The sequence below is a fragment of the Cobetia sp. ICG0124 genome (genome assembly GCF_004006355.1).
GTDB classification, from domain to species: Bacteria; Pseudomonadota; Gammaproteobacteria; order Pseudomonadales; family Halomonadaceae; genus Cobetia; species Cobetia marina.
In genome coordinates, this window is record NZ_CP024893.1 from 2,285,007 (window position 1) to 2,309,813 (window position 24,807).

The following is a 24,807-nucleotide window of genomic DNA, read 5'->3' on the forward strand; positions in this document are numbered from 1 at the left end:
AGGAAATCCTCATGACGCTTGAATCAGGACTGACCTTCTTCCTTGCCATCTTCCTCTTCGGGATCACTCCCGGCCCCGGAATCCTCGCCCTGATGGCGCGTGGCATGAGCCAGGGAGGCAATGCCTGTGTCCCGATGGCCGTCGGCATGAGCCTCAGTGACGTCTGCTACATGCTGGCGGCCGTCTTCGGGCTCTCGGCACTGGCGACCCATTGGAGCGAGCTCTTTCTGGTCATCCGCCTGCTGGGGGCCGCCTATCTGATCTACCTGGGGTACAAGCTCTGGACCTGCCGACCCAGCCTGGAAGACACGGAAATTCCCGACATACGCGGAAGCTGGTGGCGTGGCTTCCTGCAAGGCTTCCTGATCTCGGCCTCCAACCCCAAGGTCATCCTGTTCTACATCGCCTTTCTGCCGACCTTCATGGACATCACCCGCCTGAGTGGTGGCGATATCGTGATCGCGGCCGCTCTCAATCTCAGTGCCTTGCTGATCGGGGTCGTCCCTGTCGGTTACGCCGCAGGCCGCATTCGTCGCCATCTGCGCTCGACGCGAGCCGTCAGACGCCTCAACCGCAGTGCTGCCAGCCTGATGATCGGTGCCGGCAGCTACCTCGCACTGCGTGGTTGATGGCACCGTTACTGACGGATACCTTCCACCACCAGGTACATGTCGACCGTCGCGGCCGCTGGCCCAAGCTTGGAGGTGTCGATGCCATAGTCGGCGAGCTTGAGCGTGGTGGTGCCCTCGAAGCCCTGACGATAGCCGCCCCAGGGGTCTTCGCCACCGCCGATGTGATCGACATCGATGGTGATCGGCTGCGTCTCGCCATGCAGTGTCAGATCCCCCGTCAGCTTGCCGGCACCATCACCGGAAGAGGTGAACCCGGTGGAGACGAAAGACGCCGTCGGGTACTCGGAAGCATCCAGGAAATCAGCGGACTTGATGTGCTTGTCTCGCTCGGCGTGGGCGCTGTCCAGGCTGTCGACATCGACTTCGACCTTGACGCTTGACGCCTCGGGCTGACCCTCGTCATAGCGGAAGGTCCCCGTGAAGTCCTTGAACTCACCCAGGACGTAGGAGTAGCCGAGATGGCTGATCTTGAACTGGATGAAGGCGTGCTGGCCCTTGGTGTCAATGACATAGTCCGAGGCCTGAGCCTGGCCCGCCATCAAGGGGAGTGCCGCTGCCAGAAGGCCGCCAGCGAACGTCTTGCCGAGCGAGAAGGCCTTGTCAGCGCAGCGGCCAGAGCATACGTCGCAACGTGTCCTGGCCCTCCATCAGATGATGCTTGAAGGCGGCAGCGGCGTGACCAAGCGACAGGATGACAAGCGCCCAGGCCGCGTACCAGTGAACGTCTCCTGCCAACGTCGCCTGATCCTTCATCCCGCTGAGCAAGGCAGGCACGTCAAACAGCCCGAATACGCTGATGGCTCGTCCATCCGCCGTCGAGATCAGATACCCCGAGATCATCACCAGCAACAGCAATGCATACAGCAAGGCATGCCCGATGCGCGCCGCCCGCTGCTCGATGCGGGAGCCATGCGCCTGTGGCGTCGGCTGCATGGCTCGCCAGACAAGGCGCAGCAACGTGATCACGAACAGCACCACGCCCACGGAGCGATGCCACCAGGGACCCAGCTGATACCAGCGATCATAATAGCCCAGTGATGTCATCCACCACCCGAGGGCGAAGAGGCCGATGATGGCCAGCGCCGACAGCCAGTGCATCACGATGACGGGCCAGCCCCACCCCCGACGACTATTGCGCCACATGCGCCAGGCGATCCAACCCAAGCGCCAGATCACGCTTGATGTCATCGAGATCTTCCAGGCCCACTGCGATGCGCACCATGCCGTCCACGATACCGGCGGCCGCTTTCTGCTCATCACTCAAGCGGCCATGCGTGGTGGTGGCAGGATGCGTGATGGTGGTCTTCACATCACCGAGGTTGCCGGTGATCGACAGGATGCGCGTGGCATCGATGACCGACCAGGCCCCTTCACGACCTCCCTTGATGACCACCCCCAGCACGGCACCGAAGGCCTTCTGCTGAGCCTTGGCGAGCGCATGCTGCGGATGACTCTCGAGGCCTGAATAGTGGACGCGCTCGACCGCAGGATGCGCTTCCAGCCAGTGCGCCAGCTCCAGCGCACGTGCACAGTGGGCCTCCATGCGAATGTTGAGCGTCTCCAGTCCCTTGAGGAAGACCCAGGCATTGAAGGGACTCAGGCAGGGCCCGCACGTCCGCACCACGCCGAAGACCTCTTCCATCAACGCGCTGCTGCCGACCACTGCCCCGCCCAGAGTCCGCCCCTGCCCATCCAGATACTTGGTGGCGGAGTGGATGACGATATCCGCGCCCAGGGTCAGCGGACGCTGCAATGCCGGGGTGCAGAAGCAGTTGTCGATGGCAAGCCATGCATCATGTTCATGTGCCAGCGCTGCCAGCGCCTTGATGTCACCGATCTCGGACAACGGGTTGGACGGCGTCTCGGCGAACAGCAGCTTGGTGGACGGTGTGATGGCCGCGCGCCAGGCCTCGAGATCCCCCAGTTCGACGAAGCGCGTGGTGATGCCCAGCTTGCCGAAGTACTTGGTGAACAGGCTCACACTGGAGCCGAAGATGGAACGCGAGGCGACGATCTCATCCCCGGCTTCCAGCAGGGCCAGCACGGTGGACATGATCGCGGCCATGCCGGAGCTGGTGGCCACGCAGCGCTCACCGCCCTCCATTGCCGCCAGTCGCTCCTCGAAGAAGCGCACCGTCGGGTTGGTGAAGCGCGAGTAGATGTTGCCGGCTTCGTCACCACCGAACTTGGCTGCCGCCTCGGCCGCACTGCCATAGACGAAGCTGGACGTGGTGTAGATGGGCTCGCCGTGCTCCTGCTCACCGCCACGCAAGTGACCGGCGCGGATGGCGAGCGTCTCCAGTCCCAGCTCATCGCGGGAAAGGTCGGCGCGGGAAAGATTGTCGTCGTGCATGGTGTCCAGTACCTCTACTGATGGAATCCGCTGATCTCTGCGGGAAACAGAGCAGAAAGCTGTCGGTCAATGTTACCGGTTTTGAACGCGCAACGGGCCCCGGATTTCTCCGGAGCCCGTTGCGAATCACTCACCCTGCCATGACCTGTCACGCGAGACAGGTCATGGGGTCAGTCGATGTCTTCGGAATCGTTGTGCAGATCCACGACCGCGTGGGTCTCGCCTGCGTTCTTGGCACCATCGTTGCGTGAGGCCTGCAGGTCGTTGAGGTAGGCCTCATCGATATCGCCGGTCACGTAGATGCCATCGAACACGGAGCAGTCGAACTCGTCGAGGGCAGGATTGACCTCGCGACAGGCGTCCTTCAGGTCATCGAGATCCTGATAGAACAGACGATCCGCGCCGATCAGATCCGCGATTTCCCTCTCGGTACGACCATGGGCGATCAGCTCTTCCGCGGCCGGCATGTCGATACCGTACACATTGGGATAGCGAACCGCTGGCGCCGCCGAGGCGAAGTAGACATTCTTCGCGCCCGCCTCACGGGCCATCTGGATGATCTCGTTGCAGGTGGTGCCACGCACGATGGAATCATCCACCAGCAGCACGTTCTTGCCGGCAAACTCGATATCGATGGCGTTGAGCTTCTGACGCACGGACTTCTTGCGCAGCGTCTGCCCCGGCATGATGAAGGTACGACCGATGTAACGGTTCTTCATGAAGCCTTCGCGGTAAGTCACTCCCAGATGCTGAGCCAGCTCGAGAGCGGACGTACGCGAGGTATCCGGAATCGGGATGACGACATCGATGTCCTGCTCCGGCCATTCCCGCACGATCTTGTCGGCCAGCTTCTCCCCCATGCGCATGCGGGTACCGTAGACATAGGCACCGTCCAGCAGGGAGTCCGGACGCGCCAGATAGACGTGCTCGAAGATGCACGGCTTGAGTACCGGGTCATCAGCGCACTGCAGGGTATGAAGCTGACGCTCCATGTCGATGAAGACGGCTTCCCCCGGTGCCAGGTCACGGATCAGCTCGAAACCGGCGACGTCCAGCGCCACGGATTCGGAAGCGATCATGTACTCGGTACCTTCAGCAGCCTCGCGCTTGCCGAAGCAGGCCGGACGAATCCCGTGCGGATCACGGAAGGCGACCAGGCCGGTGCCGTTGATGATCGACACGGCGGCATAGCCACCCTTGCAGCGACGGTGCACACGACGTACCGCATCAAAGACATCACCCGCGCCCAGACGCATGCCCTGCTTGCCCAGCTCGTGAGCGAAGACATTGAGCAGCACTTCGGAATCGGAGCTGGTGTTGATATGACGCAGGTCGGAGGAGAAAAGCTCCTGCTTGAGCTGCTCGGAGTTGGTCAGGTTGCCGTTGTGCGCCAGGGTGATGCCGTAGGGCGAGTTGACGTAGAACGGCTGCGATTCCGCCTCGCTGGAAGAGCCAGCGGTCGGATAGCGAACATGGCCGATGCCCATGTTGCCCTTGAGTCGCTGCATGTGACGAGTGCGGAAGACATCACGCACCAGGCCATTGCTCTTGCGCAGCAGGAAACGACCCTCGTGCCAGGTCATCATCCCCGCGGCATCCTGCCCACGATGCTGCAATACGGTCAGCGCGTCATACAGCGCCTGGTTTACCGAGGCGTTGGCCATCAAACCTACAATCCCGCACATCCCGTCATTACCTCACTGATACACACTAGGAGAGGAGGGCGCCAGCCATCATCAGCGCGCCTCCACATGGCAATATGAGTGCTCACATGCCGCAATTGTCAGGCCTGCCCACACCACAGGCAACACCTGACCGATGGGTCAATCCCAATCCCCTCCCGTGTCCCACTCACGGTAGCGTGCCAGCGACCAGTCGCGCAGCTGCTCCAGCGTCGGGCGCAGCTGCGCCGCCTGCCAGTCCGCACTGTCACGCAGAGGTGTCAGGCCGACGACAGCCGTCACCAGCACCAGGATCACCGCCGCCCGAAGCGCGCCGAAGACACCCCCCAGCAGGCGATTGAAGCCCCCCATGCCGACCGCCTGGACCAGGCGTTCGAGCAGACGCAGCATCAATCCCCAGACCAGCACCGTGCCCAGTACCACCAGCACGAAGCCGACCGCGGTGCGAATGCCCGGAGACAGGATCACCTCGTCGAGCAGGGCCCCGGCTTCCGCCCCGAACTGGCGTGCCGCCACCAGGGCCACCAGCCAGCCTGCCAGTCCCAGCGCCTCGCTGAGCAGACCACGCATCAACCCCAGCAACACGGAGATGATCAGCAACCCCAGACACAACCAATCGATCCAGACCAGCGCGTTCACTCACCCTCCTTCCGGCGCACCAGAAGGCCCTTGATATTGACCTGCTCCTGAAGGCGAGAGCGCGCGGACTCACCAATCTCGGAAGATTTGTAGGGACCGACGAATACCACGGTCAGATTGCCATCCCGCGCGACGCGATAGGCCGCGAATCCCTTGCTCTGCAGGTCCTTCTGGAGTCGCTCGGCGTTGGCCGGCTTGCCGAAGCTGCCGACCTGCACCGCCCAGCCACCGGCGGAAGAAGATGGCGCGCTGGCGGCAACGGCAGGCTTGGGCTCAGGCGCCGGCTTGGGCTCTGGCTTGGGCGTCGGGGCCGGCTTGGGCTGCGGTGTCGGCGCAGCCTTCGGCTCTCACGCGCCGCCAGACGACTGGCCAGATAACCTGCCGCATGCGGGTTGTGCCCCACATCCAGACACCAGTCACGCCCATGACGCTGGACCCATTGCATGCGCCCCTTGAGCTGGACATTGGCCATGGCATGGCGCACGCATGACACCTCAAGCGCCACACCGGCCGCGACGAGCGCATTCAGCGCGCTGGCCGCGTTGTCGCGTGGCAGGCCGGGGTCCGGAAGTGCCTCGAGGGTCATGATGGGGTCGCTCAGTCGCTGCCAGTGCCAGCGTCCTGCCAGACAAAGTCCTGCCACAGCACCTGAGGCGTCACACCCAGCGAGCGGGCGTGCTCGGCACAGCTGCTCGGCAAGTGATCGGAGCCGAAGATGGCCGGGCGCCCTGCACGCAGGATACCCGCCTTCTCGAAGCCGATGTTCTCGAGGTCCGTGCCCAGGAAGGCAGCATGATCCTGTGCCACGGTGGTGATCATCGCCACATCGCAGTCGATGATGTTGACGGCATCCAGACGCCCGCCAAGACCGACCTCCAGAATCGCCAACCGTGGCTGTCGCTGAGCGATCAACCACAGGCCAGCGAGCGTGCCGGCCTCGAAGTAGGTCAGGCTGATCACGCCCTGCCCATCTCCCGCATCCGAATGACGCGCCGAATCCACCTGCTCGAAGGCAGTGATCAGCTCGTCGTCACTGGCGTGCTGCCCATCGAGGGTCACGCGCTCGTTGTAATGCAGCAGGTGCGGAGAGGTGTAAGTCGCGGTCGTCAGACCATGCGCACGCCCGAGCGCCTCGAGCATGGCGACCGTGGAGCCCTTGCCGTTGGTACCGGCCACGGTGATGACCCGCTCGCCAATGCGACGAGCCCCGGGGCCGACAAGCCCCAGACGCTCAGCCACGCATTGCACGCGGGCGAGCCCCATGTCGATGCTGACGGGATGCTGGCGCTCCAGACGCGAAAGCCAGTCTTGCAGTGACAGCTCGCGTGGCACGGCCTCATGCAGGGCAGCAATGCAGGGCAGCAACGCTCAGCGGAGGCCGCTCACGGGACTGCAGCACCTCTCGGGTGCTGCAGTGGCCCGGCGCATTGGCCTGCTCAGCCATCGCGACGATCGCCTTGCGGCTTGTCGGCGGAGAATGTCTCGTCAAGCACGCTGTCAACCGCGGAGCGCGGCTCTGCACGGCAGCCTTGACCGGCAGACCCTGCAGCTTGAGCAGGATGCTGGACAGACGCTCACGCATGTCGCGACGATGGATGATCATGTCGACCGCGCCATGCTCGAGCAGGAACTCTGAACGCTGGAAGCCTTCCGGCAGTTTCTCGCGCACGGTCTGCTCGATGACACGCGGGCCAGCGAAGCCGATCAGGGCATTCGGCTCGGCAACGTTCAGGTCGCCCAGCATGGCAAGCGATGCCGATACGCCACCGAAGACCGGATCCGTCAGCACGCTGATGTACGGTACGCCTGCCTGCTTGAGCTTCTCGAGCGCAGCGGAGGTCTTGGCCATCTGCATCAGGGAGAACAGTGCTTCCTGCATGCGCGCGCCACCGGAGGCCGCGAAGCATACCAGCGGCACTTCTTCCGCCAGCGCGAGTTCGGCGGCACGCACGAACTTCTCACCGACGATGGCCCCCATCGAGCCGCCCATGAAGCTGAATTCGAAGGCAACGGCCACGACAGGCTGTCCGGAAAGCGTGCCGCGCATGGCGACCAGCGCATCCTTCTCGGACGTCTGCTTCTGGGCGGCGCTCAGGCGATCCTTGTACTTCTTGGAATCGCGGAACTTGAGGCGATCGACCGGCTCCAGATCTGCCGCGATCTCCTCGCGACCCTCGCTGTCGAGGAACCAGGACAGACGGGCACGCGCAGTGAGACGCAGATGGTGGTCACACTTCGGGCAGACGTTGTCGTGCTTGGTCAGCTCCGGAAGGTACAGGACTGCTTCGCACTTGGGGCATTTACGCCACAGGCCATCAGGAATGGAGGTGCGCCGATCCTTGCGTTGGATACGGCTCATTGACGGCACAATCTTGTCAAGCCAGCTCATGGTGGGGAGGCTTCCGTTTTGCTGCTGTTCTGGGCACCGCTCGACGACTGTCGGCGGCCATGCGAGTTGGCACAGTGGCGCCAAAGGAAAAGACCGTGCAACCCATTGGTCGTACGGCCCCTTTTCCAGATTCTGGCAAACATTGTAGCGGCTTCGCCCCCCTTGCGGGTAGTGCGAGATGCCAATTGCGTACTGCCTGACAGAACGCCTGGAGGCGCTCCCGTGACTTCTCACCAGGGGCAGACTCTACCCCTCCCGAGACATCGACCGCGTGGGGCGCTACCTGCCTGACCGCCTCCGTCACGTTGCCGGCCTCGAGCCCGCCCGCCAGGATCACTGGCAGGGGCAATTCTCGAGGGATGCGCGACCAGTCAAAGGTCTCGCCAGTACCACCGGGGACACCGGGACGATAGGCATCCAGCAGCAGCCCGCGTGCGTCATGGAAGCGTTCTGCCTCTGCCGCCAGGTCGATCCCGTCACGCATGCGCAACGCCTTGATATAGGGGCGGCCAGCGGCGCGGCACTGCTCGGGCGTTTCGTTGCCATGGAATTGCAGCAGATCGAGATGCGGGGCAGCGGCGGCCACTTCAGCCTCACTGGCATCGACGAACAATCCGACACGCATCACGAATGCCGGCACCAGGCGCGAAAGCTCCGCCAGGCGAGCAACGTCCACCGCCCGCTTGCTGCCCGCCCACAGCACGAACCCCAGCGCATCGGCACCTGCCGCCACGGCGCCGGCGATATCCTGTTCACGTGTCAATCCGCAGATCTTGATTCGGGTACGCTGGCTCGCTCGAGCGCTCATCTCGGTCATGGGATCACTCCGTTCAACGTGAGGATTCATTCTGTGCGACAGGCGCGCCTGCCGCAGGAATCGCTTGTTCATGTTCCCGACTGAGACGCTCGGCCTCACGGGCAACGCTTGCCAGCCGAATGGCTTCCTTTTCACTGAGCTTGCCTGCCGCCCGAGCCTCTTCGGCACCCTCGGCTTCGGCACGGGCCAGGCGTGAGCGTACCATCGGGCAATCCGGCAAGGGACGCTCTCCCGTCCACTCCCCGAGATGGGCCACCAGACCAGGCCCGAGCGGCTCCCTGGGCAGCTCATAGCGCGGCGGATAGATGACGTCGACGAAGTGAAGTCCCGTGGCTGCTGCCGTGGCACTCGAGCGCGTGCGATCTCCCCCGCGCATCAGCTCGACGATCCACTCGACAGGCTTCTCGCCACGCCCGATGGCCATCAAGGTACCGGCGATATTGCGCACCATGTGGTGCAGGAAGGCATTCGCCTGGATGTCGATCATGACCAGCTGGCCGTGACGACTCACCTCGATGAAATGCACGTGGCGTCGTGGCGAGCGCGACTGACAACCTGCCGCACGGAAGGCCGAGAAGTCCAGCTCCCCTACCAGATGGGCGGCCGCCGCCTGCATGTCGGCGACATTCAGGGGTTCACGACACCAGGTGGCGTTGTGTCGCTCCATCACTGGCCTAAAAGGCTGATTGATGATCATGTAGCGATAACGACGCGCGATGGCGCTGAATCGGGCATGGAAGTCATCGGGAACGGGGACCGCCCAATGGATACCGATATCCGGGGGAAGATTGACGTTGCCGCCCATGCGCCATGCCTTGCGGCTGCGGCCCACGGGGGTATCGAAGTGCACGACCTGACGCACGGCGTGCACACCTGAATCGGTGCGCCCGCTGCAGTGGACGGTGATGGGAGTGGAAGCCACCTTGGAAAGCGCCTTTTCAAGCGTTTCCTGCACGGAAGGTGCGTGGCTGAGGCGCTGCCAACCGCAATAGCGGCTGCCATCATACTCGACGCCCAGAGCGATGCGCCCCGGGCGTCTTTCATTATCATCAAGCGGTGTAAAAAAGGGCATCAGGTCAGACCAAAGCGCTCCATCAACGCCAGCGCCTCTTCACGGATCATCCCGTCACTGGCGGAGGCGAGCGGCTCAAGCAGCGCTGCCGCTTGATCATCCTCACCATCCACCAGCAACTGGCGGGCTTCCTCGAGCTGCTGGAAAGCCACGCTGTCCTGGGCGCCAGCCCCTGCCCCTGCCATGCCGACAGAGGGATAGGCATTATCCTGATCCCCGGACTCGAACGCCACTTCCTCCACCTCGAATTGCGAGATATCACGACGAGGGACATCCACCTCTTCCAGCGTCATGCTATCCAGCGACGGCAACTCGTCCGCCACCCATGGCGGCACGCATGGGGCTACCCATTCCGGCATAACGGTTGAGCAGCGCCTGAGCCTCTTCACGCTCTTCTGCATTGCCCGCCGCCAATACCTTCTCGCTTTCGTGATTCAGCGCCTCGAGATTGCCAAGTTCTCCATGCACACCCATCAGCTTGAGACGCAGGTCCTGACGACTCTCATCGTCTGCAAGGCCGGTTTCCAGCAGGGCTTGCGCCTGATCGAAGCGTCCATAGGCGATGAAGATATCCGCCTCGCTGATGGCAGCGGCCTCAGGCTGGGCCAGAGGCTCAAGAGTGTGAGAGCCACGACTTGCCACTGCGGACGTCTCTTCCGTGACGGGTCCTGCAGGTCCTGGTCGTTGTGACGCACGGCATCCGCGAAGCTCATGCTGGAGTCATCCTTCGGCCCCGAGCGACGACGCAGCAACAGCAACAGCAGCAACAGCAATGCTCCCGCCGCGCCGCCCACCATCATCAGATTGTCCTGTACCCACTTCCACGTCGCCTGCGGCCAAGGCTGGCTGGGCAACACGAGATTGCCTTCACCATCACGCGGCTGGCCCAGATCCACCCCGGCAGCGACCAGACTCTCGGGTAGTGTCAAGGGAGTGATGCCGCTGTTGACCAGCAGACGGTTCTGCTTGGCCAGCAATACCTTGGCCGTTTCCAGCTGCTCGGTACGCTCGGCTAGGGAAGCACGCAGCTCACCGACTTCACTGCGCAATGAAGCGACTTCACTGCGCAGGTCGTCACGCTCCTGCTCCAGTTGATCCAGACGCTGCTGGTTGGTCAGCAACTGGTCTTCCAGCGATTCGAGGCGATCCGACAGCTCATCGATGGCCTGCTGGCTGCCCGCGGAAATCTGCGTACTGGCGGCCGCCTTGGTCTTCTTGCTGGCCGGGGCAGGAATGGTCTTGCCTTGCGCCCCCGCGACCCACTGCTGATATTGCTCACGCACTTCGCGATCGGCCGCCGTGCGCGAGCGGCCCAGCATGGTGGCGCGATCGGGAACGCTCAGGACCACCCCCGCCCTCAGCTTGTTGATGTTGCCGCCCGGGAAGGCACTGGGATTGGCTTCCTGAATCGCCAGCATGGCCTGACGGATGCTGACCCCGGCATCCGGACGCACGCGTCGTGCGATGGTCCACAGGGAATCGCCACTGCGTACCTTGATGCTTGACGGCGGACTGACCACTGTCACGGAAGACCACGGAACGCGAGGGTGTCGACCCCGTGTCGGCCAACGGACGTGAGCGCGCACCAGAAGGCGTCACCAGTGCCGGCTGGCTGGAATAGCCCGCCGGATCGAACAGCAGCGTGACCTGACGCTGCAGCTTGCCATTGGGCCACTCGACGTCCAGCAGCAGATCCACATAGGGCTCACGTACCGCCCCGTTGGTGGTCAGCTGAAGATAATAGCGGCTGCCCTGCTGCTTGATGGCCACCTTGACGTCATCACTGACATAGCTGCGGTCCACACCGGCACGCGCAAAGGCGGCGGCATCGGAGACGTTCGCCTTGATCAGGCTGCTATCAAGCCCGGAGGTATCTGTCAGGCCGATGCGGGCATCCAGCGGTTGATTCAGATTCGAGCGCAATCGCGGCGATTCCATGCCGACCGCCAAGGCCTGAGCACTATAGATGGCGAAGGAGATCGCCAGTGCGAGAGGAAGCTTGCGTCCCATTGAGTGTCCCTTCGTATGCGACCGATTCAGTGTCCGGCCGGCGCATTATGTTACGTATTCTTACATAGATCAGGCGGCGCGATGTTCCCGCAGAATGGTCAGCATGCGCTTGAGCGGCTCCGCGGCCCCCCACAGCAGCTGGTCACCCACGCTGAAGGCAGACAGGTATTCACCACCCATCGCCAGCTTGCGCAGACGGCCGACCGGAACGGTCAGGGTGCCGGTAGCAGCAGCCGGTGTCAGGTGCTTGAGGCTGTCTTCCTTGGTGTTGGCGACGACCTTGACCCAGTCATTGTGCTTGGCCAGGCGGTCTTCGATCTCGTCCAGCGGCACGTCCTGCTTGAGCTTGACGGTGAAGGCCTGGGAGTGGGAGCGCATCGCACCGATCCGCACGCACAGCCCATCGATCATGATCGGGTTGCCTTGGCTATCGAGAATCTTGTTGGCCTCGACACCGGCCTTCCACTCCTCGCGGGTCTGACCGGATTCCATCGGGGAATCGATCCACGGCAGCAGCGAGCCGGCCAGCGGCGCACCGAACTGCTGGGTCGCGAAATCATCGCCGCGCATGGTGGCGGTCACCTTGCGGTCGATATCCAGAATCGCGCTGGCCGGGTCTGCAAGCTCCGAGGCCACGCTGCCATTGAGCTGGCCCATCTGGGTCAGCAGCTCACGCATGTGGCGCGCACCGCTGCCGGAAGCCGCCTGGTAGCTCATGGAGGTCATCCACTCGACCATGCCGGCCTCGAACAGGCCACCCAGACCCATCAGCATCAGGCTGACGGTGCAGTTGCCGCCGACGAAGGTGTTGGCGCCGGCGCCGATCTTCTCATCAATCACGTGACGGTTGACCGGGTCCAGCACCAGCACGGCATCCTTTTCCATGCGCAGGGTGGAGGCCGCATCGATCCAGTCGCCCTTCCAGCCGGCTTCACGCAGCGGGCCGAACACCTGCTTGGTGTAGTCGCCGCCCTGACAGGTGACGATGACGTCCAACGCCTTCAGCTCATTGATGTCATTGGCATCCTTGAGCGCTGGCACCGGCGTACCCACGTCCGGGCCGGCCTGACCGACCTGGGAGGTGGAGAAGAATACCGGCTCGATACCGGCGAAATCGTTGTCATCACGCATGCGCTGCATCAGCACGGAACCGACCATGCCACGCCAACCGACAAATCCGACTTTCAACATGCTTGTTCTCCTTGTTCATGCACGGCCGGGAGCATGGAAGACACCACCGCTCCCGACACAGGAATGACCCGCAGCGAGCACAGGCAACTCACACGAGGCGAGCCTTGCCCAACGCTCCAGCCGCAGGTCCTGACATGAGAACCCGGCGACGCACGCCGAGCTCCCCCATGATCATCGCGTGAACGCCGCTGGCTCGCGGCGTTCACGCGGGTCTTGCCTTACGCCTGGGCCTTGAAGGCGGCCAGCACGGCATCGCCCATCTCGGAGGTGGAGACCTTGCGAGTGCCGGCGTAAGCGATATCGGCGGTACGCAGCCCTTCATCCAGTACCACGCCGACCGCCTTCTCGATACGCTCGGCCCACGCCGCTTCGTTGAGCGAGTAGCGCAGCATCATGGCCACCGACAGGATGGTGGCCAGCGGGTTGGCGATGCCCTGACCCGCGATGTCCGGCGCGCTGCCGTGGCACGGCTCATACATGCCCTGGCCGCTGGCATTCAGCGAGGCGGACGGCAGCATGCCGATGGAACCGGTCAACATCGCGGCCTCATCCGAGAGGATGTCGCCAAACATGTTGCCGGTGACCACCACGTCGAACTGCTTCGGTGCGCGCACCAGCTGCATGGCGGCGTTGTCGACGTACATGTGCGACAGCTCGACATCCGGGTAGTCGGCGGAGATGCGCTCCATCACGTCACGCCACAGCATGGTGACTTCCAGCACGTTGGCCTTGTCGACGCTGCACAGCTTCTTGTTGCGCTTCTGGGCCATCTCGAAGGCGGTACGGCCGATACGCTCGATCTCGGACTCGGAATAGACGTAGGTGTTGTAGCCGACCTGCTGTCCGTCGCGCGTCTCGATGCCACGCGGCTGGCCGAAGTAGATGCCACCGGTCAGCTCACGCACGATCATGATGTCCAGACCGGACACCACTTCCGGCTTGAGGCTGGAGGCCTCGGCCAGCTGCGGGTAGAGAATTGCCGGGCGCAGGTTGGCGAAGAGTTCAAGCTCCTTGCGCAGCCCCAGCAGGCCGCGTTCCGGACGCAGGGAGATATCTTCCAGCTTGTCCCACTGCGGGCCACCGACCGCGCCGAGCAGGATGGCGTCCGCCGCCTTGGCGGCGTCCAGCGTGTCCTTCGGCAGCGGATGGCCCGCCGCGTCATACCCTGCACCACCGACCTTGCCTTCGCTCAGCGTGATGTCCAGCCCTTCGCTGCGTGCGGCTTCAAGGATCTTCACGGCTTCGGCCGTGATTTCCGGGCCAATGCCATCACCGGGCAGAATCAGGATATTGCGGCTCATCTGGAACTCTCCTTGGGCCGGAGAGCATCCGGCAAGACCGACGGTTCACCGCCGGTGCTGAGACTGGGCTCGCTGCCACTCTGGACGGCGAGCCATGACGAATGTGTTGCGACTTCGGGCGCTGACTGGCGTGACGCTGGACAGATCAGGCCGTCTTGCCATCGCGGAACAGCCACGGACGCTCGGCGCGATGACGCGTCTCGAAGCTGTCGATGGCGTCCTGATCCTTGAGAGTCAGACCGATGTCATCCAGGCCTTCCATGAGGCAATGCTTGCGGAAGCTGTCCACCTCGAAGGGGATCGACTCACCGGACGGCGTGATGACCGCCTGTGCCTCGAGATCGATATCCAGACGATACCCTTCCACCGCTTCGGCCTCCTTGAACAGGCGATCCACCGTGCCCTCGTCGAGGGTGATCAACAACAGGCCGTTCTTGAACGAGTTGTTGTAGAAGATATCGGCGAAGCTCGGCGCGATGACGACACGGAAGCCGAAGTCGGTCAGTGCCCAGGGCGCGTGCTCCCGCGAGGAGCCGCAACCGAAGTTGCGACGTGCCAGCAGCACGCTTGCGCCTGAGTAACGAGGCTGATTGAGCACGAAATCCGGATTCAGCGGACGCTTGCTGATGTCCTGTCCGATATAGCCCTCATCGAGATAACGCAGCTCATCGAAGAGGTTCGGGCCGAAGCCGGTACGCTTGATCGACTTCAGAAACTGCTTCGGGATGATCAGGTCAGTATCGACGTTGGCGCGATCGAGCGGTGCCACGAGGCCCTGCTGGCGAATGAACTTTTCCATGTCGGGCCTCCTCAGGCTGCGTGGGTATCGGAAGTAGGAATGGGGGCAAAGTCACGAACATCAACGAAGTGACCCGCAATCGCGGCAGCGGCGGCCATGGCCGGGCTGACGAGGTGCGTACGCCCACCGAAGCCCTGACGGCCTTCGAAGTTGCGGTTGGAGGTGGAAGCACAATGCTCGCCGGCGCCCAACTTGTCGGCATTCATCGCCAGACACATGGAGCAGCCCGGCTCGCGCCATTCAAAGCCCGCGGCGAGGAAGATCTCGTGCAGCCCTTCGGCTTCCGCCTGTGCCTTCACCAGGCCAGAGCCCGGCACGACCATCGCCTGCTTGAGGCTCTTGGCGACCGTACGGCCTTCGGCCACGCGCGCCGCTTCACGCAAGTCCTCGATACGCGAGTTGGTGCAGGAGCCGATGAACACGCGGTCCAGCTTGATGTCGGTGATCTTCTGCTGAGCGCTGAGGCCCATGTACTCGAGCGCACGGGTGATGCCACGCGCTTCGGTGTCATCGTTGGCGGCTGCCGGGTCCGGCACCACGCCATTGACGCTGGTGACCTGCTCCGGGCTGGTGCCCCAGGTGACCTGCGGGGCGATGTCCTCGGCCTTGAGCACGACGACCTTGTCGAATTCGGCGTCTGCATCGGAGACCAGATTGCGCCAGTCGGCCACGGCCGCTTCCCACTGCTGGGCGTTCGGCGCATAGGGACGGTCGCGCAGGTAATCGATGGTGATGTCATCGACCCCGACCAGACCGACCCGTGCACCGGCTTCGATGGCCATGTTGCAGATGGTCATGCGGCCTTCCATGGAAATGTCCTGGATGGCGGTGCCGCCGAATTCGATGGCATAGCCGGTACCGCCGGCGGTACCGATCTCACCGATGATGGCGAGCACGACATCCTTGGCGGTGACGCCAGTGCCGAGACGACCATCGACGCGCACCAGCATGTTCTTCATCTTGCGCTGGATCAGACACTGGGTGGCGAGCACGTGCTCGACCTCGGAGGTGCCGATACCGTGAGCGAGTGCCGCGAAGGCACCGTGGGTCGCGGTGTGGGAATCGCCACACACCACGGTCATGCCCGGCAGGGTTGCGCCCTGCTCCGGCCCGACCACGTGCACGATGCCCTGACGCGCATCATTGATGGTGAACTGCTCGATGTTGAAGCTGTTGCAGTTGTCGTCGAGGGTCTGCACCTGGATGCGAGAGGTTTCATCCTCGATCCCCGCGATACCGGCAGCGCGCTCCTTGAGAGAGGTCGGCACGTTGTGGTCCGGCGTTGCAAGGTTGGCATCCAGACGCCACGGCTTGCGACCGGCCAGACGCAGCCCTTCGAAGGCCTGCGGTGACGTCACTTCGTGCAGCAGGTGACGGTCGATGTAGATGAGTGCAGTACCGTCTTCACGTTGCTTGACCAGATGCTGGTCCCACAACTTGTCATAAAGGGTCTGGCTGGCCATGTCGTGTCTCCTCGTGGCGCCCTACGGTAAGAGCGCGGTGTGTCGTCCAGTGTTGATGGCGGGGCGGTCGTGCGAGCCGGCTCGAGCATCGCCGCCGCGTCCTGTGTCATCAAGAGTACTCGGCGGCGATGAATAAAAGCAATTCATGTTTTTCATGCTTTGGATTCCCAAAAGGAATACCATTGGATCATTCTTCTGAACGCCCTCATGACAGGATAGCTGCCTCACATGGACACTCCCTCTCTTCAGGCCTTCGTTGCCGTCGCGGAAACCGCCTCCTTCTCGCTGGCGGCCGAGCAGCTGCACCTGACACAACCCGCTGTCTCCAAACGCATCGCGCAGCTGGAACAGCTCCACGGCGCGCGGCTGTTTGATCGCATCGGGCGGCGCGTCACCCTGACGGAGGCCGGCAACATCCTGCTGCCGCGGGCCCGTGCCATTCTGGTGATGCACGATGACACGCGGCGCGCGCTACGCAATCTGTCCGGCGAGGTAAAAGGCAGCCTGACGATGGCGACCAGCCACCATGTGGGCCTGCACCGTCTGCCGCCACTGCTCAAGGCCTTTACCATGTCCCATCCCGAGGTACGCATGGACATGCGCTTCCTGGATTCGGAACAGGCCTATCAGGGCGTACTGGATGGAGAGCTGGAACTGGCCGTCGTCACTCTGGCACCGCATCGCGATCCCAATCTGACGGTGGTGCCGGTGTGGCTGGACGAGATGCGCTTCGTGTGCGGACGAGACCACCCGCTGGCGGGACACAAGGCGTTGCCGCTGGCCGCCCTTTCACAGCACGACGCCGTGCTGCCGGGCCACCTGACCTTCACGCGTGGCATCGTCATCGACACCTTCGCGCGTGATGGCCTCTCGGTGGAAGTCTCGATGTCTACCAACTACCTCGAGACCCTCAAGATGATGGTCGCCATCGGCCTGGGCTGGAGCGTGCTGCCGGAAAGCATGATCGACGACGAGATCGAGATCCTGCCCATCGACCACCGCCCCATCGAACGCCAGCTCGGCTACCTCTATCACAACAACCGCACCCTCTCGAATGCCGCCAGCGCCATGATCGAGCTGCTGGAAGGGGCAAGGGATGCGGCCTCGAGACACCGCTGACGAATTTCGAACGTCCTGCTGGTGGTGCCGCTGATCAGCGCTTGCCAGTGTCCTTGTCATTGCCCGCTGAGCCATCCGTCTTGCTGGCCGTAGGCTTGGCATCATCCTTCTTGGCCTCTTCCGCTGCCTTGGCGGCGGCGGCCTTGCTGGCGCTGGAGGGACGACCACGGCGCGGCTTGGGCGCTTCGCTGGTGGTGTCGCTCTTGGCTTGTTCGCGGTCGTCTTGTTGGCAGCTGTCTTGCGCGGCGTGGAGGTCTTTCTCGCCGTGGTGGTCTTCGCCGTTGAGCTACCTGTACTGCTGGCAGCCGTGCTCGCAGTGCTCGGTTTTGCCGTGCTCGGTTTTGCCGTGCTCTGTTTTGCAGTGCTGTCGCTGGCCGTGCTGCTGGTGGGCGTTGCGCTCTTGGCAGCAGTGCTCTTGGCAGCAGTGCTCTTGGCAGCAGTGCTCTTGGCTGCTGACTCAGTAGCCGCTGATGCCGCCTTGGAAGCGGCAGGCCCGGTGCTGGCGCCTTGCGCCCTGGAGGCACCGGACGAGCTGCTGCCCTTCGCGTCGCTGGCATCATTGCTCGCCTTGCCCGCCGCGCTCCCTGTCATTGCCGACACCATCTCTTCCAGCGGCAATGTCACCTGCTTGAGCGCGTCATTCACACTCTTCTCGACCGTCTCCTGCACATCACGCACGGTCTTGAGCTGCGCCTGTGCGGCTGAGGTGATCTCTTCCGGCACAGTCTGGCCGAGTACTTCCGGAATGGTCTGGCGCGCATAACGCCCCGGCGCCGCTTCGATCACGTCGAGCTTGCCCTCACCCGGCGTGCGCGCAGAGACTTCCGGTTCAGGCTCGACGAAACCATTGCCGGACATCCATGCCTGCCAGTCATTCCACCAGGAGCCTTCATGCGCCTCGGTGCCCTCAAGCCAGGCATCCGGTGTCGCCGGCAGCTCGTCATTGGTGACGTAGCCGTACTTGTTCTTGTGCGGCGGATTGACGATACCCGCGATATGGCCTGAGCCACCCAGCACGAAGCGCTTGATGGAAGCCTTGGGCAGCTGGGTGCCGTTGTAGGTGGTCTGCCACTTGGCGATGTGATCCTCGCGGGCAGAGACCCAATAGCTGGGAATCTCGATCTGCGAGAGGTCGATCGGCACACCGTCCAGCTCGATACCGCCGGGCTGCACAAGGCGGTTCTCCAGATACATGTGACGCAGATACCAGGCATGGGTACCGGCCGGCAGGTTGGTGCCGTCGGTATTCCAGTACAGCAGGTCGAACGCGGTCGGCGCTTCGCCCTTGAGATAGTTGGAGACGTAGAACGACCAGAAGAGGTCATTCTCGCGCAGCAGGTTGAAGGAGAACGCCATCACGCGGCCATCCAGGTAGCCGTCCTGCGCCATCTGCTTCTCAAGGCCCTGCAGTACCGGCTCGTTGAGGAAGACACCGATCTCGCCGGGATCGGAGAAGTCCTGCAACGTCGCCATGTAACTGACCGAGCGCACGCGATCCGCCTGTTTCCTGGCCGTGAGATAGGCCATGGTGCTGGCCGTCAGCGTGCCGCCGATGCAGTAGGACAGGATATTGACCTGCTTCTCGCCGGTGGCCTGTTCGATGGCATCCATCGCGGCAAGCGGCCCCATCTGCATGTAATCGGCCCAGGTGAGATCGCTCTGCTCCGGCCCGGGATTGCGCCAGGAGATCAGGAACACGGTGTGCCCCTGCTCCACCAGCCAGCGCATCATCGAATTGTCCTGACGCAGATCGAGAATGTAGTACTTGTTGATCCACGGCGGCACGACCAGCAACGGCGTACTGAAGGCCTTTTCCGTCGCCGGGCGGTACTGGATCAGCTGGATCAGCTCATTCTCGAATACCACATCCCCCGGCGTGACGGCGATGTTGTCGCCGAGACGGAAGGCTTCGGTGTCGGTCATCGCGACATTGATGCCTTCGGCGGAGTTGGCAAGGTCTTCCCGCAGACGCTTCAAGCCGTCGAGCAGATTCTGGCCGCCGGTTTCACGGGTCACCCGCTGCACTTCCGGGTTGGTGGAGGCGAAGTTGGAGGGCGAGAAGGCACTGACGTACTGGCGCGCGTAGAACTCGAGATTGCGCTTCTGGCTCTCCGGCAATCCCTTGATGCCCGCCAGCATCTCATCCACGGCGCGCGAGAACAGCAGGTATTGCTGCACGAGGAAGTGATAATACGGTTCGCTCTGCCAAGCCTCATCGCGGAAGCGACGATCAGAGCGTGCGGGGCTGATCACGGGCTCGACACTCTCACCGCTCATCTCGCGCAGCGTGCCCTGCATCAGGGCCATCTGGTCCTGGAAGAGGCGGGTCTGCGTGGAAATCAGCAATTGGGGGTCACGTGCCAGCGCCTCCGCGCCTGCCTGGAAGCAACGTCCCATCTCGTCGTAGATGGTGGAGGCAGCAGCACTTGGCCACAGGCGCTCCAGCATGTCACTCATCAGAGCCTGATACTGGGTGCTGGCTTCCTGTACCACGCCGGCCCATTCACCGCCGTCGACGCCATCGGGGAACAGATGGGAAAAGGCCTGAGAGAATGCCTGAGAAAGTGCCTGCTGCTGGGCTGAAACCATATCGCCCGTCCTCCTTGTCATTGGCTATCTCCGCCGTGGCGGAAGACGCCTTGCTGGCAGCGGAAGATGCCTTGTCCGTGGCTTCCTTGCCCGCATCGGAATAGGCCTGTTCCATCTGGCTGCGCATCTCGTTGCCCATTTCCGCCAGTTTCAGGGAATCGTCCATCATCTGCTGGGACAGCTCGGTGGCCACTTCCAGCTGACGATTGCCGAATTCGCTGAGCTGCTCGACACTCTTCACTTCCGTCGCGGCGCGGGCACGCTCGAAACCGGTATCGGCATAGCGCTTGGCGGCATCCATCTGGAACTCGGCCACCTTGCTCATGTGGTCGAGCACCAGGCTGTTGAGCTTGCGCATCGGCTGATAGAAGCTGCGAGCCTGCTCGGCAAAGGCGTTGAACATCTGATCCTGTTGCATGACGGTTCCTCCCATGGATTCCGTACCGGAAGAGCGCGCAGAAGACTCTGCGCCATCTTTGGAGCGCAGCATTATGCTGCACTGCACAAAGACTAGTCTGCTCCCGAAGCGGTTGCAATCCCATGACCCCGCCATGCCTTCCGCCATCCCCGGCGGCATGAACCTGGCAAACGGCGTGCCCGCCCCCGGTGTCATCAGCGGCTTGAGCAGGCTCATCGGATCATAGCCCTCGACGCCCGCTTCCATCTGACGACGAAAGCGCTCCATCAATTCCTGTTGAAAGGCTTCCACATCCGGCAGGCCCATCGCCTGGCGAAACTCCTGAGGCGTCAGGTCGAATTCGACATTGATCTTCATGGCAGTGTCCTTGTGTTGTCTGCCCGCGCACGGCGTGGTGCGCGAGTCCGCTGGCATGCTTGCCATTCGAGTCTAGCAGCGAGAATGACACGGGGGCAGCCTGCTACTTACGCCTTTTCTTATTTACTTTGTGCAAGCCAACCCACCACGCAAGCAAGCCAACCCAGCCACGCAAGACGCAGCCCAGCACACGAAGGATGCAGGGCATCACTTTCTCACTAAAGGATCAGGGGCTTGTCATCGTTTCTAGTTCAACAGCTGGGCAGCGCCAGCAGTTCAGCCGCGCCGCAAGCGGCTTACACCTCGCGCAGCACCGGTGTGTCGACCTTGACGTCGGCATTCTGGCCACGATGGCGCAGCAGGTGGTCCATCAACGTCAGCGCGACCATCGCCTCGGCGATCGGCGTGGCACGGATGCCGACACACGGATCATGACGGCCGGTGGTGATCACCTCGACCGCCTCGCCGTTGACGTCGATGCTGCGACCCGGCAGTCGCAGGCTGGAGGTCGGCTTGAGCGCGATGCTGGCACGCAGGGTCTGGCCGCTGGTGATACCGCCCAGGATGCCGCCGGCATGATTGGAGAGGAAACCTTCCGGCGTCATCTCGTCACGGTGCTCGGTACCCTTCTGGCTGACCACGGCGAACCCGTCCCCGATCTCGACGCCCTTGACGGCGTTGATGCTCATCAGGCCATGGGCCAGCTCGGCATCGATGCGATCGAAGATCGGCTCACCGAGACCCACCGGCACGCCAGTCGCCTCGACGGTGACCTTGGCGCCCACGGAATCGCCTTCCTTGCGCAGGGCGTCCATGTACTGCTCCAGCTCCTCGAGGCGGTCCGCATCGCCACAGAAGAACGGATTGGTGTCGACCAGCGACCAGTCCTTGACCTCAAGCTCGATGGGACCGAGCTGGGACAGATAGCCGCGCACCTGCACGCCGTGGCTCGCCAGATACTTCTTGGCGATGGCACCGGCGGCGACGCGCATGGCCGTCTCGCGCGCGGAGCTGCGGCCACCGCCACGGTAGTCACGCTCACCATACTTGTGGTGATAGGTGTAGTCGGCGTGGGCCGGACGGAACTGGTCCTTGATCTTGCCGTAGTCCTTGGAGCGCTGATCGGTGTTCTCGATCATCAGGCCGATGGCCGTGCCGGTGGTGCGGCCCTCGAACACGCCCGAGAGAATGCGCACCTGGTCCGGCTCGCGCCGCTGGGTGGTGTGACGCGAGGTACCGGGGCGGCGGCGGTCCAGATCGATCTGCAGATCCGCTTCGCTGATCTCGATGCCCGGCGGGCAACCATCGATGATGGCGCCCAGCGCCGGGCCATGGCTTTCGCCGAAGGTGGTGACAGTGAACAGCTTGCCGAAGGTATTTCCGGACATTCAGGGGGTCCTCAGGCGATGCCGCCGGTCATGGCCGACGGCGTTCTGATAATATGTGTCGTGAGCTTTTCAGGTCTGGGGCTGAAGCGACGGCACCAGACGAGCCTGTCTTCAGGCGAATTCGGGGGCGCAGACGTCCAGTGTCTGGGCATCGATGGCGAAGACGCCGTTGCCGCCGCGCTCGAACTCCAGCCACATGAAGGGCACGTCCGGGAACGCGTCCATCAGGTGGCGCTCGGAGTTGCCGACCTCGACGATCAAGACGCCGTCGTCGGTCAGGTAGTCACGCGCCTCGCGCAGGATACGGCGCACGATATCCAGGCCATCATCACCGGCGCCCAGCGCCAGCGCCGGCTCGTGGCCGAATTCCTGCGGCATGTGGGAGAGATCGAAACTGTCCACGTAGGGCGGATTGGAGACGATCAGGTCATAGCGCTTGCCGGCCACGCCCGCGAACAGGTCCGACTGCACGGCGATGACCCGCCCTGCCACGTCGTGGCGCTCGATGTTGCGACGCGCGACTTCCAGCGCCTCGCTGCTGATATCGACCAGATCCACCTCGGCGGTCGGCATCACCAGCGCCGTGGCGATCCCGATGCAGCCGGAACCGGTGCACATGTCCAGCACCCGGGTCGGCGGCAGTTCCGGGAACCAGGCCGAGAAGCCGCTCTCGATCAGTTCGGCGATCGGCGAGCGCGGAATCAGCACGCGCTCATCGACATCGAAGGGAACGCCGGTGAAGAAGGCTTCACCGAGCAGATACGGCAGCGGCTTGCGGGTGGTGATGCGTTCACGCACCAGCGCCACGATGCGCGCACGCTCCATGGTCAGCAGACGGGCGTCGATCACGGCGGGGTCCGTGTCCCACGGCAGATGCAGCGCACCCAGTACCAGCGCCACCGCCTCGTCCCAGGCAGAGTCGGTGCCGTGGGCGAAGTGCAGACGGTGCGCGTGGAACTCGCTGGTCGCCCAGCGAATCAGGTCGCGCAGAGTCACCAGCTCCTCGACGAGACGGGAATCCGGCTCACTGAGGCTGGAAGGATGGCGCAGGTCGGACGCGGAAGTAGTGGACACGGTGATTCCTGTAAGCGGACAGATGGACAACGAGCGCCGCCAGTCATGAAGCGTCGGTGGCGTCTCGCGCAGGCATTGTAGCGTTCACGAGGCGTGGCGGCGACCCTTGCACAGCACCGACAGCCACGCTATACTGCGCCCCTTGCCATTCACCGCTTGCGGAGCCCCCAGCCATGCCCCCCGACACGACGACAGCTCGGATGACGGCGACGATTTCAACGCCTTCCGCGCCGCCCTCAAACAGGCCGGCGTGCGCAAGATCACCAGCAACCGGGCAGACCCCGGCCGCAAGCCGCTCAGCCGTGACGAGCAGGCCCGACTGGCCGCGCGTCGCGCTGCCGCCAGCGAAGCCTCGACCGACTCTCTCGGCACGCCATCGCGCACCACGGACGGCCAGGTCGAACCGGTCACGCCCAGCCAGCTGCTCGACTTCGCGGTACCGGACCTCCCCTACCGCCAGCGCCAGCGCCTCAAGCGCGGCGAGATCGCCTGGGAAGCCGGTCTCGATCTGCACGGCTACACACTGGAGCAGGCGCGCAGCGAGCTGGAATCCTTCATCGATGACGCCATCGCGCGGCGCTCACGCTGTGTGCTGGTCGTACATGGCAAGGCGTGGACCGGCATGGCGGATCACCCGATCATCAAGAGCCACGTCAACGCCTGGCTGCGCCAGTGGCCGGACGTGCTGGCCTTCACCTCGGCGCTGGAGCTGGACGGCGGCAGCGGCGCAGTTTATGTATTGTTGCGCAGCAAGGGCCGTGATCCGTTGATGGACTGAGCCAGCGATTCCCTGACCGACAGCACGCTTTCCCGCGTGAAGGACACTCAGGTGCTGAAGGTCTGCACCACCGGTGACTATGCCCCCTTCAGCCATCGTGAAGACGACGGCGAGTTCGAGGGCATCGACCTCGACATGGCCGCCTCGCTGGCCGCAAGCCTGGGCGCAAGCGTCGAGACGGTTCCGACCAGCTGGCCGACGCTGATGGAGGACTTCACCTCCGGCAAGTGCGACATCGCCATGTCCGGTATCTCGATCAAGCTGGATCGTCAGGCACAGGCCTACTTCAGCCTGCCCTACCAGACCGGCGGCAAGACGCCCATCGTGCGCTGTGAAGATGTCGACAAGTACCAGACCGTCGCCCAGATCAATCAGCCAGGCGTGCGCATCACCGTCAATCCGGGCGGTACCAACGAGCGCTTCGCCAACGAGTTTCTCGGTGATGCCACCCGTGTGGCACACGATGACAACCGCACCATCTTCAACAACATCATCGAAGACCGCGCCGACGTGATGGTGACGGATGCCATCGAGACCCAGCTGCAGGCCAGCCGTCACCCGGCGCTGTGCAGCGTGCATCCGGACACGCCATTCACCTTCTCCCAGAAGGGCTATCTGCTGCCGCTGGGTGACAACATCTGGAAAGCCTATGTGGATCAGTGGCTGACCCAGATGCAGGGCACCGGCGAGCAGGCCGCTATCTTCGAGAAATGGATCAAGGGCTGAACCAGCGCGT

General features: G+C 63.3%; 22 protein-coding genes and 3 pseudogenes. 4 read left to right on the forward strand and 21 right to left on the reverse strand.

The annotated features are described in order from the left end of the window. Positions 1-11: 11 nt before the first annotated feature. A complete protein-coding gene (locus CU110_RS10680) occupies positions 12-629 on the forward strand; it encodes a LysE family translocator (RefSeq protein ID WP_084209068.1) in 618 nt (205 codons plus the stop codon). Between the two features lie 8 nt (positions 630-637). Here CU110_RS10680 and CU110_RS10685 read toward each other — a convergent pair whose 3' ends face one another. The 17 genes and pseudogenes from CU110_RS10685 to leuC all read right to left on the reverse strand — a co-directional run bounded on the left by CU110_RS10685 (position 638) and on the right by leuC (position 16,348). After that, a complete protein-coding gene (locus tag CU110_RS10685) occupies positions 638-1,192 on the reverse strand; it encodes a YceI family protein (protein WP_276317927.1) in 555 nt (184 codons plus the stop codon). Positions 1,193-1,232: 40 nt separating this feature from the next. Then, positions 1,233-1,775 (reverse strand): cytochrome b, encoded by a 543-nt coding sequence (locus tag CU110_RS10690; RefSeq protein ID WP_077372418.1) that lies wholly within the window; start codon positions 1,773-1,775, stop codon positions 1,233-1,235. Further along, the gene (locus tag CU110_RS10695) at positions 1,762-2,985 is read right to left on the reverse strand and encodes an O-succinylhomoserine sulfhydrylase (protein ID WP_127735902.1); all 1,224 of its coding nucleotides are present in this window, start codon (positions 2,983-2,985) and stop codon (positions 1,762-1,764) included. Before CU110_RS10695 ends, CU110_RS10690 begins: the two co-directional genes overlap by 14 nt. Before the next feature lie 170 nt (positions 2,986-3,155). Beyond that, positions 3,156-4,670, reverse strand: coding sequence for an amidophosphoribosyltransferase (gene purF / locus CU110_RS10700; RefSeq protein WP_077372413.1), 1,515 nt, complete (start codon positions 4,668-4,670; stop codon positions 3,156-3,158). Between the two features lie 138 nt (positions 4,671-4,808). Further along, positions 4,809-5,306: a CvpA family protein gene (locus CU110_RS10705; RefSeq protein WP_127735905.1), complete on the reverse strand. Its 498-nt coding sequence runs from the start codon at positions 5,304-5,306 to the stop codon at positions 4,809-4,811. Beyond that, positions 5,303-5,527: pseudogene (locus CU110_RS10710) on the reverse strand (SPOR domain-containing protein); the annotation flags it as partial. The pseudogene CU110_RS10710 and the gene CU110_RS10705, both read right to left, overlap by 4 nt. A 376-nt stretch (positions 5,528-5,903) precedes the next feature. After that, on the reverse strand, positions 5,904-6,638 hold the full coding sequence (locus CU110_RS10715; protein WP_346427126.1) for a Mur ligase family protein: 735 nt from the start codon (positions 6,636-6,638) through the stop codon (positions 5,904-5,906). A gap of 4 nt (positions 6,639-6,642) precedes the next feature. Next, positions 6,643-7,695: an acetyl-CoA carboxylase, carboxyltransferase subunit beta gene (accD, locus tag CU110_RS10720; protein WP_127735911.1), complete on the reverse strand. Its 1,053-nt coding sequence runs from the start codon at positions 7,693-7,695 to the stop codon at positions 6,643-6,645. 190 nt (positions 7,696-7,885) lie between these two features. Next, positions 7,886-8,503, reverse strand: a pseudogene (locus CU110_RS10725) (phosphoribosylanthranilate isomerase); the annotation flags it as partial. A 22-nt stretch (positions 8,504-8,525) separates the two neighbouring features. Continuing rightward, complete coding sequence (gene truA / locus CU110_RS10730; protein ID WP_127735914.1) at positions 8,526-9,584, reverse strand: tRNA pseudouridine(38-40) synthase TruA; 1,059 nt, start codon at positions 9,582-9,584, stop codon at positions 8,526-8,528. Beyond that, on the reverse strand, positions 9,584-9,895 hold the full coding sequence (locus tag CU110_RS10735; protein ID WP_127735917.1) for a hypothetical protein: 312 nt from the start codon (positions 9,893-9,895) through the stop codon (positions 9,584-9,586). The genes truA and CU110_RS10735 overlap by 1 nt, the downstream gene beginning before the upstream one ends. Then, on the reverse strand, positions 9,879-10,058 hold the full coding sequence (locus CU110_RS10740; protein WP_127735921.1) for a hypothetical protein: 180 nt from the start codon (positions 10,056-10,058) through the stop codon (positions 9,879-9,881). Before CU110_RS10740 ends, CU110_RS10735 begins: the two co-directional genes overlap by 17 nt. Then, entirely contained in the window at positions 10,058-11,170 is a 1,113-nt protein-coding gene (locus CU110_RS10745; RefSeq protein WP_346427127.1) for a FimV/HubP family polar landmark protein, read from the reverse strand. Before CU110_RS10745 ends, CU110_RS10740 begins: the two co-directional genes overlap by 1 nt. A gap of 493 nt (positions 11,171-11,663) precedes the next feature. Next, complete coding sequence (asd, locus tag CU110_RS10750) at positions 11,664-12,785, reverse strand: aspartate-semialdehyde dehydrogenase (protein ID WP_084209075.1); 1,122 nt, start codon at positions 12,783-12,785, stop codon at positions 11,664-11,666. 218 nt (positions 12,786-13,003) lie between these two features. Next, positions 13,004-14,086 carry a 3-isopropylmalate dehydrogenase gene (leuB, locus tag CU110_RS10755; RefSeq protein WP_084209076.1) on the reverse strand — a complete coding sequence of 361 codons (1,083 nt, stop codon included), beginning with the start codon at positions 14,084-14,086 and terminating at the stop codon, positions 13,004-13,006. 145 nt (positions 14,087-14,231) lie between these two features. Then, a complete protein-coding gene (gene leuD / locus CU110_RS10760) occupies positions 14,232-14,885 on the reverse strand; it encodes a 3-isopropylmalate dehydratase small subunit (RefSeq protein ID WP_077372384.1) in 654 nt (217 codons plus the stop codon). A gap of 11 nt (positions 14,886-14,896) precedes the next feature. Continuing rightward, positions 14,897-16,348: a 3-isopropylmalate dehydratase large subunit gene (gene leuC, locus CU110_RS10765; RefSeq protein ID WP_084209077.1), complete on the reverse strand. Its 1,452-nt coding sequence runs from the start codon at positions 16,346-16,348 to the stop codon at positions 14,897-14,899. Between the two features lie 228 nt (positions 16,349-16,576). On the opposite strand from leuC, the gene CU110_RS10770 reads away from it, so the two are divergent. Further along, positions 16,577-17,467 (forward strand): LysR family transcriptional regulator, encoded by an 891-nt coding sequence (locus tag CU110_RS10770; RefSeq protein ID WP_077372378.1) that lies wholly within the window; start codon positions 16,577-16,579, stop codon positions 17,465-17,467. Positions 17,468-18,193: 726 nt separating this feature from the next. Here the strand turns inward: CU110_RS10770 and phaC are convergent. The 4 genes and pseudogenes from phaC to prmB all read right to left on the reverse strand — a co-directional run. After that, positions 18,194-19,924, reverse strand: a pseudogene (phaC, locus tag CU110_RS10775) (class I poly(R)-hydroxyalkanoic acid synthase); the annotation flags it as partial. Between the two features lie 46 nt (positions 19,925-19,970). Continuing rightward, positions 19,971-20,831: a phasin family protein gene (locus CU110_RS18010; RefSeq protein WP_127735927.1), complete on the reverse strand. Its 861-nt coding sequence runs from the start codon at positions 20,829-20,831 to the stop codon at positions 19,971-19,973. A 296-nt stretch (positions 20,832-21,127) separates the two neighbouring features. Then, on the reverse strand, positions 21,128-22,219 hold the full coding sequence (gene aroC / locus CU110_RS10785) for a chorismate synthase (protein WP_054554938.1): 1,092 nt from the start codon (positions 22,217-22,219) through the stop codon (positions 21,128-21,130). Positions 22,220-22,330: 111 nt separating this feature from the next. Beyond that, positions 22,331-23,293, reverse strand: a complete 963-nt coding sequence (prmB, locus tag CU110_RS10790) for a 50S ribosomal protein L3 N(5)-glutamine methyltransferase (protein WP_054554939.1) — start codon at positions 23,291-23,293, stop codon at positions 22,331-22,333. Between the two features lie 142 nt (positions 23,294-23,435). Here prmB and CU110_RS10795 point away from each other — a divergent pair, with 142 nt between their 5' ends. After that, the gene (locus tag CU110_RS10795; RefSeq protein ID WP_084209779.1) at positions 23,436-24,071 is read left to right on the forward strand and encodes a Smr/MutS family protein; all 636 of its coding nucleotides are present in this window, start codon (positions 23,436-23,438) and stop codon (positions 24,069-24,071) included. A gap of 51 nt (positions 24,072-24,122) precedes the next feature. After that, the gene (locus CU110_RS10800; protein WP_205694032.1) at positions 24,123-24,797 is read left to right on the forward strand and encodes a transporter substrate-binding domain-containing protein; all 675 of its coding nucleotides are present in this window, start codon (positions 24,123-24,125) and stop codon (positions 24,795-24,797) included. The last annotated feature ends 10 nt before the right edge of the window (positions 24,798-24,807 follow it).